Origin of the sequence: Paucisalibacillus algeriensis (assembly GCF_000577245.1) — a bacterium.
In the GTDB taxonomy this organism is placed as follows: domain Bacteria; phylum Bacillota; class Bacilli; order Bacillales; family Amphibacillaceae; genus Ornithinibacillus.
The window spans coordinates 152,257-164,979 of record NZ_CBYO010000001.1; the positions used below are offsets into that span (position 1 = coordinate 152,257).

The following is a 12,723-nucleotide window of genomic DNA, read 5'->3' on the forward strand; positions in this document are numbered from 1 at the left end:
ACAAATAGAAATAGAAGCAAATAATAGGAGGAAAGTAGCATGGAAATAGGCTCCTTTATTAAATTGCAACGTGTCAAAAAAGGAATGACTCAAGAAGAACTAGCAGAAGGAATTGTTTCTATGAGCTATTTGTCAAAGATCGAAAACCTTCGTACAGAAGCAAGTCCTGAAGTAATTAGCATGCTATGCACACGTTTAGGCATTGAACTGGATAGTGAGACAAACATTACGATCAAGGAAAAATGTGAACAATGGTTCAATATGCTTTTCGAAGTGAATGATAAAGATGAAATCATTGAAAGATTTAATGAACTAAATGAACTCATGACATTAGTTCGTTCTGATAGTTTGATGCTATTTGAGATTCATAAGATAAGATATTTTATTGTTTTAAAACAATATGATAATGCACTAGAGCAGATTAATAGTTTAAATGAAGTATCTGGTACATTTGATAATCTTCACTTATTTTATTGGTATAAGTTTAAAGGAAACTATGCATTTTTTAACAATGAATATAACCAAGCAATGAAATCATTTAAACTCGCAGAAGATAAAATTAATCAAATACATTTATCAGATTCTGAAGTAGCTGATCTGCAATACACTATAGCTGTGACACATAGTAAATTACTAAATACCTTAGAGGTAATTGAATACTCTAATAAAGCGATTGATATATTTCAAAAGGAATATAATTTTTTACGATGTGCACAATGCCACATTCTACTGGGGATTTCCTATAGAAGAATTAAAATGTATGAAAAAGCTATAAAACACTATAATCTAGCAAAACACTTAGGTGAACTTAACAAGAATAACACAATTATTCAGCTAACGAACCAAAACCTTGGCTATCTATATTCTGCAATTGGTGACTCTAAAGAAGCAATTAAACATTATCTTAATGCTATAGATTCTGAAGAGGTTGGTTTGAATGAGAGATTGATAGCTACAACGAATCTAATTAAGGAATATTACAGAATATATAATTTTGAAAAAGCATTAGAAGTGATTGAAAAAGCAAAGGAATTATTGGATTTAGCGAAAAATAATGTTTTTTATGAGTTATATTACTATATCATTCATTCATATATATATGCTATTAATGAACAGTACGATCAATTTACTACGTTAGTAATAGAGGATCTTATCCCCTACTTGAAAAAACATAAGGATCATGGAAATTTAATTCTATTTTCCAATATGGTGGCAAAGCATTTTGAATCGGTAGGGAAGTATAAGGACTCTGTTAAATACTATAAACTAGCAAACCTCACCTATGAGGAAATAGTTAACTTGTAAAGGGGGGATAAATTTGAAAAAACTATTTGCTTCAGTAGCTTTGGGAACAATTCTTATGGGAGGATTTTTATTCATGCAAGAAAATCAACCAACTGATGTGGCACATGGTGAAGCTGAACCTAGCATCTTAAAGATGTCAGTTTCCTCACTAGTCAACCTGTAATAATTGAATCAATTTACTTAAGCTTGTCAGCAATCTATGTTTTTTACCCTATTACTATATGATAGACTTTGCCTGAGGTAGTGTGGAAACTACTTCAGGTCTTTTTTTATGTTATAAAGTATAAAATTATAGTTGTAAAGTAGGCTCGGCGTAGTAAAAAATTTAACGTCCCAAGTATTAGAAAAACTAATACATTCTCCTAAAGGCGAGCGAATGTGAGTTTTTCTAATATTATTTAAGAATTCTTCATCACACTGGATAAGTTGCCTAGAACTAGGATATTCTGCTATTATCAATAGTATTGTGAATGCTTTTTTAATCGAAATTATGGATGATAAACTATAGCTTGACGGAGGTGCAAAAAATGGGAGAAATTACAAAAGAACAAGTTAAGCATGTGGCGAATTTAGCGCGTCTAGAGGTGTCAGAAGAAGAAGCGGAAATGTTCACGAAGCAACTAAGTTCTATTATTAAATTTGCTGAACAGCTTAATGAGATAGATACGGAAGGAATTCAGCCAACAACACACGTATTAGATTTGAAAAATGTAATGCGTAAGGACGAGCCTAGACAGTGGACTACAAGAGAAGAAGCATTAAAGAATGCTCCTGATCATAAGGATGGGCAATTCCGTGTACCATCAATACTTGCCGAGTGAAAAGGTAATTCTTACTTTTCGCCTGCATACGTGCAACTAAGCAATTCGCTTAACAAAGTGCGAATGCTAGTTTTCTAAGAATAAGGAGGGAAAGTCATATGTCTCTATTTGACCATAGCATAAAAGAATTAGAAGCAAAGTTACATAATAAAGAAATCACGGTAAGTGACCTTGTTGATGAATCTTATAAACGTATTCATGAGGTAGAAGATAAGGTTCACGCATTCTTAACACTAGATGAAGAGAATGCACGAAGAAAAGCTGAAGAACTTGATGCTACCGAAGATGCAGGAGCAAAATTATTTGGTATCCCTGCTGGTATTAAAGATAATATCGTAACAAAAGGGCTGCGCACAACTTGTGCAAGTCAATTCCTAAGAAACTTTGATGATCCACTATATGATGCGACCGTTGTTGAAAAGTTAAACGCAGAAAAAATTGTAAACATCGGAAAGTTAAATATGGACGAGTTTGCAATGGGTTCATCCAATGAAAACTCAAGCTTCACACCAACTCGTAACCCATGGAATATCAACCATGTTCCGGGTGGATCAAGTGGTGGTTCAGCGGCTGCAGTCGCTGCTGGAGAAGTTCTGTTCTCACTTGGTTCTGATACTGGTGGCTCCATTCGCCAACCAGCTGCCTTTTGTGGTGTGGTCGGATTAAAGCCTACATATGGCCTTGTTTCACGATTTGGTTTAGTTGCATTTGCATCTTCCCTTGATCAAATTGGTCCATTAACACGTTCAGTTGAAGATAATGCACGCGTGTTAGAAGTAATTGCTGGACATGACAAAATGGATTCAACAAGTGCAAATGTAGAGATTCCGTCTTATACGGAAGCATTAACGGGTGATGTGAAAGGCCTTAAAATCGCGGTTCCAAAAGAATACTTAGCTGAAGGGGTTAACCCAGAGGTAAGGGAAGCAGTTTTAGAAGCGTTAAAAGTATATGAATCACTAGGTGCTACTTGGGAAGAGGTTTCCTTACCGCATTCTAAATATGCAGTTGCTACTTACTACTTACTTTCTTCTTCTGAGGCTTCAGCAAACCTTGCACGTTTCGATGGCGTACGCTACGGAGTTCGCTCAGAAAACGCAGAGAACATGGTTGATATGTTTAAAAAGTCTCGTAGCGAAGGATTCGGTGAAGAGGTTAAACGTCGTATCATGCTTGGAACTTTTGCGTTAAGTTCTGGTTACTATGATGCATATTATAAAAAAGCACAAAAAGTACGTACCTTAATTAAGAATGATTTTGATAAAATATTCGAGGAATATGATGTCGTAATTGGTCCAACAACACCAACTCCTGCATTCAAAGTTGGAGAAAAGATTGATGATCCATTAACCATGTATGCAAATGATATTTTAACAATACCAGTAAACCTAGCTGGGGTACCGGGAATATCAATCCCATGTGGCTTCTCTCCTGAAGGACTACCAATTGGATTGCAAATTATCGGTAAGCATTTTGATGAAAATACGGTTTATCGTGCAGCACATGCATATGAACAAGCTACTGACCATCATACGAAACGACCTCAAATCGGAGGTGCTAACTAATGAATTTTGAAACGATTATAGGTCTTGAAGTACACGTAGAATTAAAAACAAAATCAAAAATCTTTAGCCCAAGCCCAAATGCATTTGGGGCGGAACCAAATACAAATGTAAACCCAATTGACTTAGGATATCCAGGAGTGCTTCCGGTATTAAATGAAGAAGCAGTAAACTTTGCCATGAAAGCTGCAATGGCACTGAACTGTGAAATTGCAACAGATACAAAATTTGACCGTAAAAACTATTTCTACCCAGATAATCCAAAGGCATTTCAAATTTCTCAATTCGATCAACCAATTGGGGAGCATGGTTGGATTGAAATTGATGTTGCAGGCAAGAAAAAGAAAATTGGTATTACCCGTGTTCACTTAGAAGAGGATGCTGGTAAACTAACCCATGGTGATGATGGTTATTCCTATGTAGACTTTAACCGTCAAGGGACACCTTTAATTGAGATTGTATCCGAACCAGACATGCGATCTCCTGAGGAAGCATATGCCTATCTTGAAAAATTAAAAACTATTATTCAGTATACCGGTGTTTCTGATGTGAAAATGCAAGAGGGTTCCCTTCGATGTGATGCGAACATTTCGCTTCGCCCATATGGACAAGAAAAGTTTGGCACAAAAGCAGAGCTTAAAAACTTAAACTCCTTTACTTTTGTTCAAAAAGGACTTGAATTTGAAGAGAAGCGTCAAGAAAAAGTGTTGTTGTCTGGAGGAGAAATCCTACAAGAAACACGCCGTTATGATGAGAAAACAAAAGAAACAATCCTAATGCGTGTCAAGGAAGGTTCTGATGACTATCGTTATTTCCCAGAGCCTGACCTTGTACCACTTTATATTGATGATGCATGGAAAGAACGTGTTCGTAGCGAGATTCCTGAACTTCCAGATGCTCGCAAACAACGCTATATCGAGCAGTTAGGTTTATCCGAATATGATGCTGCCAATTTAACGAGCTCTAAGGAAATGGCTGATTTCTTTGAAGAGACCGTGAACAATGGTGCAGATATTAAACAAGCCTCTAACTGGTTAATGGGTGAAGTTTCAGGATACATGAATAAACATTATAAAGAACTTCATGACCTAGCGTTAACACCAGAATCATTAGGAAAGATGATTCAATTAATAGAGGATGGTACGATTTCATCTAAGATTGCCAAGAAAGTATTTGCGGAATTAGTTGAAAAAGGCGGAGACCCAGAAAAGATTGTAAAAGAAAAAGGCATGGTTCAAATTTCAGATGAAGGCCAATTACGTGAGGTTATCACGGGTATTCTAAATGAAAATGAACAGTCTATCATTGACTTTAAAAATGGTAAAGACAGAGCACTTGGCTTCTTAGTAGGGCAAGTAATGAAAGCTACAAAAGGTCAAGCAAACCCACCAATGGTAAATAAGATTTTAATTGAGGAAATGAATAAACGATAAGGATGCCTATCATGGGGGATTTTCCCCCATAGGGCATTTTTTTATGGATAGGAAGTTGTGCATTATGTGGAGTGGGCAAGGTATTCGGTATCGGGTACAAGCTCTAGCGGAGCGGTCCCAAGGTAACTAGAATCGGACCCAAGCTCGAGTATGGCGGTCCCATGGTATTCAAAATCAGGCACAAGTTCAAATAAAGTGGTCACATTTGACGTGGAATCAAGCACAAGCTCTTAATCCCATACACCATGCACTCAATCTATCAATCAGAATGATAAAAATCCGATGTATTTAGTCCAAAAACTTTTCAAACTCATAAATTATGGCTAGAATAGATATGCATGTAAAAATATCCAATTAATGAAAGAGATAATATAATGCATTTATAAGGTATAATGTAACATTGGAGAGGGGACATGTAAGATGAAAAGGGCCCGTATTATATATAATCCAACTTCTGGTCGTGAAGCATTTAAAAAGGAATTACCGGCAGTACTAGAAAAACTAGAAAAAGCAGGATATGAAGCGTCAGCACATGCCACAACTGGTGAAGGGGACGCGGTCAAAGCAGCTCGAATTGCTGTTGAACGGAAATATGATATCGTTATTGCTGCAGGTGGTGACGGTACGATCAATGAAGTTGTAAATGGTCTTGCAGAACAGGAATACCGCCCTAAACTAGGTGTCATTCCAGTAGGAACAACAAATGACTTTGCTAGAGCATTAACTATCCCTCGAGATAGTATTCAAAAAGCTGTAGACGTAATAATTGAGGACCAATCAATGTTTTTAGATATTGGTAAAGTAAATGACCAATATTTTATAAATATAGCGGGTGGCGGGAAGCTTACGGAACTGACGTATGAAGTACCAAGTAAACTAAAAACAATGCTTGGACAGATGGCATATTATTTTAAAGGTATTGAAATGTTGCCATCGTTAAAACCAGCTCGTGTAAAAATTGAATATGATGGAAATGTTATTGAAGAGGATATCATGCTTTTCCTAATTTCTAATACGAACTCTGTTGGTGGATTTGAAAAGCTAGCTCCAGATGCTTGTCTTGATGATGGTTACTTTGATTTATTGATATTGCGTAAAACGAATTTAGCAGAGTTCATTCGAATTGCAAGTATGGCATTAAGGGGAGCACACTTAGAAGATAAACACGTCATCTATTCCAAGGCCAAACATATTATCGTGACACCGGAAGAAAAAATGCAATTAAATATTGATGGGGAATATGGCGGACTCTTACCAGGAGAATTCCGTAATCTACAACAACATATTGATATTTTTGTTCCAGAATCCTATCTAAATAGGGAGACTACTGAATAATTGGTAGTCTCCTTTGTTCATGATAAGATAAAGAATAGCAAATAGTTCGTAAAGGAAGATACATAAATGGCAAAACAATCTGCCCCAGTAAAAAAGAATGAAACCGTGACAATACGATTTGAGGACCTTACCCATGAGGGGAATGGTGTAGGGAAGATAAATGGCTATCCATTGTTTGTCCCATATGGTTTACCCGGTGAAGAAGCAACCGTGAAAGTAGTGAAGGTAAATAAAAACTTTGGTTTTGGAAAACTATTAGAAGTAAAAAATCCGAGTCCTGAACGTGTAGAACCCCCTTGTGATGTGTTTTACAAATGTGGTGGTTGTCAAATTCAACATATGAGCTATAATTTGCAGCTATCGATGAAGCAACAACAAGTGAAGAATGTGATGCGAAAGGTTGCTCATTTGGAGCATGTACCGGTTCACCCAACAATTGGGATGGAGGATCCGTGGAGGTACCGCAATAAAGTAGCTATTCCAGTTGGCGAAAAAGACGGAGAACTAATAACGGGTTTTTACCAAATGCGAAGCCATCACATTATCGAAGACATGGATACTTGTGTGGTACAAGAGGATCTGAATGACCGGATGGTTGAAGCGGTTCGACGAATTGCCAGCCGAATTGGAATAGAAGCCTATGATGAGAAAAGTCATTCAGGTGTTCTACGTCATATCATGGTTCGAACTGGTAGAGAAACAAAGGAAACCATGATTGTGCTAATTACAAGAACTAAGGAGTTACCTCACGCAAAAGATCTTATTCGCGAATTAACAGAGACGTATCCGAATGTGAAATCCATTATTCATAATATAAATTCAGCAAAAACAAATGTAATTTTAGGCGATAAAACGAATGTTCTTTGGGGCCAGGAGTATATTTATGATTCGATAGGTTCCATCCGTTTTGCCATTTCGGCTAAATCATTCTATCAAGTGAATCCTACCCAAACGAAACAACTATATGAAAAGGCATTAGAATATGCTGCTATTGGTGAAAATGATACAGTTATTGACGCATATTGTGGAATTGGAACTATCTCACTTTTCCTAGCTCAAAAAGCGAAAAAGGTATATGGAGTTGAGATTGTACCTGAGGCGATTGAAGATGCTCGTGTTAATGCAAAATTGAACGGGATGACGAATGTAGAGTTTGAAGTAGGGACTGCTGAAGAAGTAATGCCTAAATGGAAGGAATCTGGGCTAAGACCAGATGTAATTGTTGTTGATCCTCCGCGTAAGGGCTGTGATGAAGGCTTGCTAAATGCAATGGTTGAAATGGGACCGAAGCGGATTGTATATGTATCCTGTAATCCATCAACCCTAGCTCGTGATTTACGCATTTTAGAAGATGGTGGTTACGAAACAAAAGAAGTACAACCAGTAGATATGTTCCCTCAAAGTATGCATATAGAGTGTGTGACTTGGTTGGAGAAGCGTGTGTCTAATTAAAAAACTCTCTTGCTAGTTAAAATAAACATTTGCTAGTCCGACCCTGATTTCGTTAAAATAAACATTTGCGATTTCGGGGTCTTTTCATGTCCAAACCCTTGTGAGTTCCGTGTTCCTTCAATTTCCCTTCTGACAATGTTTAAATATCAGCATGACTGTAGTGCCATCCTCATTGGGGTTTCCACTACATTTTTTGTTGTTATTTGTATGTTTGAGGAATGAAATATTATACATTTTGCCTTTCACCACCAATAGACCCCTGTATTAATATCTAAATTTGTAAAATATTGTCAAAACTACAGGGAAAACATAGATAAATTATCCTATTTTTTTATTTTTCGAGTATGTAGTTTAAATTTGAAATAAGGAAGAGGTTGAATTAACTAAAATAAATAACTAGAATAAAACCTCTCCAAACTAAAACGGAGTGGTATTATGTTTGCTTTTCCTTCTATTGAATATTTTAATAATGGTATATTTTTGTTATAGGAATATATAAGTATAAGGGGGTGAACGTGTGAAGCAAGAATTTTTTATCTTACAGGCTAATAATTATAGAGAGTTTCAAATAGAATTCGGTAAAGTACAGTGGATGTACTATGATATGATTACAAATTATAGTGGATTCGGTCATGATATTGATTTTGAACATTTTGAATATGAGAGATTTCTCTTTGCTAGTACTGATGAAGAAATGAATTGGTATCAAAGACACATGGAAATCGTAAAACAAGGTGCATTAGTGGCATTAGGATGTGAAGTAATTAACCTTCTAGATGCTCCGGGTAGAGATAATAGGGTATATCAATTTATTACAACTGCATTGTCTAATCCAACAATAGAGGATTTTAAAAAAGAAATACTGTTAGCAATGAAGAAAGCACTAGAAGAAGAAACTAATTATGCATGGACAGCACTCCCCAATGGTTCAATACTTATGGAGAAATTGGAAGAAGTGTACAAAAGATATGTATTCCAATACTTCAAGGATATGTTCGAAGAAGGGAAAAAATCGTAAGTTTTATGCTTACTAATGAATGCAATACTCAATGAAGGCAATCTTATAAGGTCGCTTTTTCTTTTATTCTTATTCGGTTACAATTAATATGCTCATTTTTCATTCCCTTCATTTCCCATACATAAAAGAAAGGCAAACGAAAAAACCTATAGGCAGAATGTGAACTGACATGGCAAACAACAATAACAACCAATTAGTAGTTCCGGGTGCTGAACAAGCACTTCAGCAAATGAAGTATGAAATTGCTCAAGAATTTGGTGTCAATTTAGAAGCTGAAACGACTTCTAGTGCCAATGGTTCGGTTGGTGGAGAAATTACAAAACGATTAGTTCAAATGGCACAAGGACAAATGAGTGGACTTCGTTAATTAGTAGTTAATTGAATAAAGCTATGGAAGATAAGGCAGTTGGTAGATACCAGCTGCTTTTTCTTTTTCCCTTTTTATACTGTTATGAAGCCAATCATATAATAGTAGGATGAACAGATGTGTCTAACTAACATCTCCTAGTAAAAATAAACATTACCGATTCAGATCCGGTTTCCTTGAAAATAAACATTTCCGATTTCCGGGTCTTTTTTATGCCCGTACCTTGTCCTATCGGAGATTCATGTTTCCGCATTCAATAATCTCGGAGAACTTTATTTTAAAAAGGAAAAACACTATCCAGTTAAAATGAATAATGTTCTTTCACCTATAGGGTTATAGGTTAATTTGAAACCTTTTTGTATGCGTCTTAGGTTTTAGATTTCTCTTTATTCCCTTTTCCTAATGATAACAAAAGTATTGAAACTACTAATACAATAGCCCCAAATGTATTCTGGATTGTTATCTCTATTGGGAAGAATGGAAAGGAGATAAGTGCAAGCAGTAATGGACTGAATGCTCTGGTTACATTAGCTATGGAGAAACGTAAATGTTCCAGTGCCTTATATAAAAGAAGTGTTCCGAGAAATCCAGTGAGAAGTGAAGATAAAACAATATACCCTGTTCCTGTCAATGAATAATCAAGACTGAGAAACTCACCTTTAACCATCGCATACAGTAAAACGAACACTAAGGTAATACAATTGTTAGTGAATAAAATAGAATTTGAGTCTCTGTCTTTAGACATGGTTTTTTTAATGAATATATTTGTTAATGCGAAAAAGAACGTATATAAAACTGCAAAGAAACTACCTAACATATTAGATTGAAGATTATCACCTTTATCCACAAATAAAAATGCCCCAAAAATAGCTAAGGTTATAAATATTATTTCGTTTTTACTTAATCTTTCCTTCAGAATTAATACCGATAATAAGACAGCAAATACAGTATAAAATCTCCCAATGAAACCTATTTCAACAGGTGAAAGTAAATTAGTGCTTAGAAATAAAAAGATAACCCCAATAGAATTAAATAGTGCTAACAATATTATTTCTTTTTCAAAATAAAAATTCACCTTCCTACGTAGTACTAAGCCCAATAAATAACTTGCCAGTATAACAGTAATCGTGTTAATAATAGATGCTTTAGTAGGGGAAATCTCTAATAATCCAAATTTTGATAATAATGGCCCCACTGCCATCATTAAAACAGAAAGCAAATTGAACATATGTCCTTTTTGTAATTCGTTCATTTGGTTAATCTCCTTAAGCCAACTTATAATTTTCTCATTTCCAAATATTAAATTTTACAGTGCCCGTACTTATAATTATAGTTAGTAAAGGGAGAACAAAAAGTGAAAACTATAGACAATACTTTCACCTTTTATAGAGAGGGTTGTACAATTATGAAACTAATAGAACACTACCTTAATCTTTTTGCTATTTTTGCAAAGTGTATACCTTTTGAAAAGGTTAACTTAACGAGAATTGAGATAAGCAATGAATTGCAGTGCTCAGAAAGAACTGTAACCAATATATTGAATAAGATGACGGATAAAAAATGGATAAAGAGAAACAAGGGTGAAGGGCGAGGTAATACAACCACAATAGTCTTTTTAAAAACAATCGAAGAAATGCTGGATTATTATGAAAGCGAATCACCTAAATATGATGATATTATTAGGTTCATATCACTCTTAGAAACTAATGGTTTATATCGTGAGAGAGAACAGGTATATTTTGATATAATTTTCAAGCTTTTTGGGCTAAAAGCTCATACCTTATCAATGAAAACCGAAGAACAAAATGATTATGAACACTTAAAGGTTCCGTATTTCCGCCCTTTTAATTCATTAGATCCTGCTGCTGTTGAAAGGCAGTCGGAAAGGCACATGGTCGAACAAATTTTTAATACTTTAGTTACATACGATAATGGAAATGAAAAAATAGTGCCAAGTATATCACATTATTGGGAACAGGCTAATGAAGGAAAAGAATGGACTTTTTATTTAAGGAAGGGTATTTACTTTCACAATAATAAAACCCTTACTTCTAAGGATGTAAAATTTAGTTTTGAAAGGCTTAGGAAAACTCCTTCACAATGGATAGTTAGACATTTAAAGACTATTAATTGTATTGGAAAGCATGTTATACGATTTGAATTTTCTCAGCCGATGTATTGTTGGGATCTGCTTTTGACATCACCTAAATGTTCAATAGTCCCTGAAAATTATGGCGGTAAGGAAGAAAAAGTGTTTGCTAAATCCCCTATAGGGACTGGTCCGTATATGGTAAAAAAACATGATATAAACTTATTAAATTTAAGTGTGCATTCTTCTTGTTTTAAAGGGAGAGCAAACATTGACGAAATTTCATTTTTTGTATTACCAACGATTGAAAAGTATTTTAAAGCTGAAATAATGGAACAAGAACCTTTATTCTATATTCCATTTTCAACAAAAGATGATGGTAATCGTAAATATAATTATATTCAACGTGATAATCTATCAGTAAAGTATCTTATGTGGAATATGAATAAAGGCAATATTATATCTAACAGTTCATTGAGAAATAGGATTACCTCAATCATAAATAAGGACAAGATGGTGAGGGATTTAGGGTATCCAAGATTTCAAAAGGTAAACTCAATTAGTGGACAAGAATACCTTCAAGAGCCCAAGTCTTTCAGTAATCAAAATTACACATGTTTACATGAAACATTAACTCTCATGACATACGAATTAACTCCTAATGAAGATGATATTATATGGATACAGACTGAACTTGCCAAGCATAATATAGAACTTGATATTATCCAAGTGCCTTATTCAAGTTTTATAGAAAAGTCGAAACAAGCTGACTTAGTTCTATCCGAGTTTGTTTCTGAAAATTCCTTAGAGGTTTCTCTATATAATTTATTTCTCTCTGATAGTAGCGCATTTTCTAAACTGTGTAATATAGATGAAGTATACAAATTGGTTGATAAAGCTATGATGGAAGAACAGGAAGGAAAACGAATTAATCTGCTAAAACAGTTAGAAGGAGATTTAATTAATAGGGACATTATTGTACCATTATATTCAACGTTTCAAAAAGCCCTGTTTCATAAGAATTTAATGGGGATATCTTTGAGTACAATTGGGTTGGTTCCCTTTGAAAGATTATTCTTTCGAAAGAGTTAATATGTTCATACAAAACCGGAAATAATAACGTAAAAAACTTCTCTTCGTCATTGGATGTAATAATTTGTTTTCAAGGTCTATTTATGCTAATCTCTTGTCAATCCAAGGTTCCTTAGATTTACCTACATATCGATTTCACAAACTAATTAAACATTTTGATTTCTCTATAGTTTGATAAAAGTGGCTTAAGCATGGTATAAGTGTAAATGGAGCAAAGATATTTTTTGCTTTTTAATTTTGGGATAAGAG

At 34.9% G+C, this 12,723-nt stretch carries 11 protein-coding genes; 10 read left to right on the top strand and 1 reads right to left on the bottom strand.

The genetic code is table 11. The annotated features are described in order from the left end of the window. Positions 1 to 39 precede the first annotated feature (39 nt). The 9 genes from TY11_RS00620 (at position 40) to TY11_RS00655 (ending at position 9,293) form a co-directional block, all read left to right on the top strand. Positions 40 to 1,305 carry a helix-turn-helix domain-containing protein gene (locus TY11_RS00620; RefSeq protein WP_042141981.1) on the top strand — a complete coding sequence of 422 codons (1,266 nt, stop codon included), beginning with the start codon at positions 40 to 42 and terminating at the stop codon, positions 1,303 to 1,305. A gap of 13 nt (positions 1,306 to 1,318) precedes the next feature. Further along, positions 1,319 to 1,468 carry a hypothetical protein gene (locus TY11_RS20325; RefSeq protein ID WP_155982639.1) on the top strand — a complete coding sequence of 50 codons (150 nt, stop codon included), beginning with the start codon at positions 1,319 to 1,321 and terminating at the stop codon, positions 1,466 to 1,468. A gap of 364 nt (positions 1,469 to 1,832) precedes the next feature. Further along, a complete protein-coding gene (gene gatC / locus TY11_RS00625; RefSeq protein ID WP_042141982.1) occupies positions 1,833 to 2,126 on the top strand; it encodes an Asp-tRNA(Asn)/Glu-tRNA(Gln) amidotransferase subunit GatC in 294 nt (97 codons plus the stop codon). Positions 2,127 to 2,224: 98 nt separating this feature from the next. Further along, complete coding sequence (gene gatA / locus TY11_RS00630; RefSeq protein ID WP_042141983.1) at positions 2,225 to 3,691, top strand: Asp-tRNA(Asn)/Glu-tRNA(Gln) amidotransferase subunit GatA; 1,467 nt, start codon at positions 2,225 to 2,227, stop codon at positions 3,689 to 3,691. Continuing rightward, complete coding sequence (gatB, locus tag TY11_RS00635; RefSeq protein WP_042141984.1) at positions 3,691 to 5,121, top strand: Asp-tRNA(Asn)/Glu-tRNA(Gln) amidotransferase subunit GatB; 1,431 nt, start codon at positions 3,691 to 3,693, stop codon at positions 5,119 to 5,121. The genes gatA and gatB overlap by 1 nt, the downstream gene beginning before the upstream one ends. 420 nt (positions 5,122 to 5,541) lie before the next feature. Continuing rightward, on the top strand, positions 5,542 to 6,456 hold the full coding sequence (locus TY11_RS00640) for a diacylglycerol kinase (RefSeq protein WP_042141985.1): 915 nt from the start codon (positions 5,542 to 5,544) through the stop codon (positions 6,454 to 6,456). A 66-nt stretch (positions 6,457 to 6,522) separates the two neighbouring features. After that, on the top strand, positions 6,523 to 7,908 hold the full coding sequence (rlmD, locus tag TY11_RS00645; RefSeq protein WP_042141986.1) for a 23S rRNA (uracil(1939)-C(5))-methyltransferase RlmD: 1,386 nt from the start codon (positions 6,523 to 6,525) through the stop codon (positions 7,906 to 7,908). A 517-nt stretch (positions 7,909 to 8,425) separates the two neighbouring features. Beyond that, complete coding sequence (locus TY11_RS00650; RefSeq protein ID WP_042141987.1) at positions 8,426 to 8,926, top strand: hypothetical protein; 501 nt, start codon at positions 8,426 to 8,428, stop codon at positions 8,924 to 8,926. Between the two features lie 169 nt (positions 8,927 to 9,095). Then, positions 9,096 to 9,293, top strand: a complete 198-nt coding sequence (locus tag TY11_RS00655; RefSeq protein WP_042141988.1) for an alpha/beta-type small acid-soluble spore protein — start codon at positions 9,096 to 9,098, stop codon at positions 9,291 to 9,293. A gap of 367 nt (positions 9,294 to 9,660) precedes the next feature. On the opposite strand, the gene TY11_RS00660 is transcribed toward TY11_RS00655, so the two are convergent. Next, entirely contained in the window at positions 9,661 to 10,545 is an 885-nt protein-coding gene (locus TY11_RS00660) for a DMT family transporter (protein WP_042141989.1), read from the bottom strand. Between the two features lie 102 nt (positions 10,546 to 10,647). Here TY11_RS00660 and TY11_RS00665 point away from each other — a divergent pair, with 102 nt between their 5' ends. Then, the gene (locus TY11_RS00665) at positions 10,648 to 12,474 is read left to right on the top strand and encodes an ABC transporter substrate-binding protein (protein ID WP_042141990.1); all 1,827 of its coding nucleotides are present in this window, start codon (positions 10,648 to 10,650) and stop codon (positions 12,472 to 12,474) included. Positions 12,475 to 12,723: the final 249 nt, after the last annotated feature.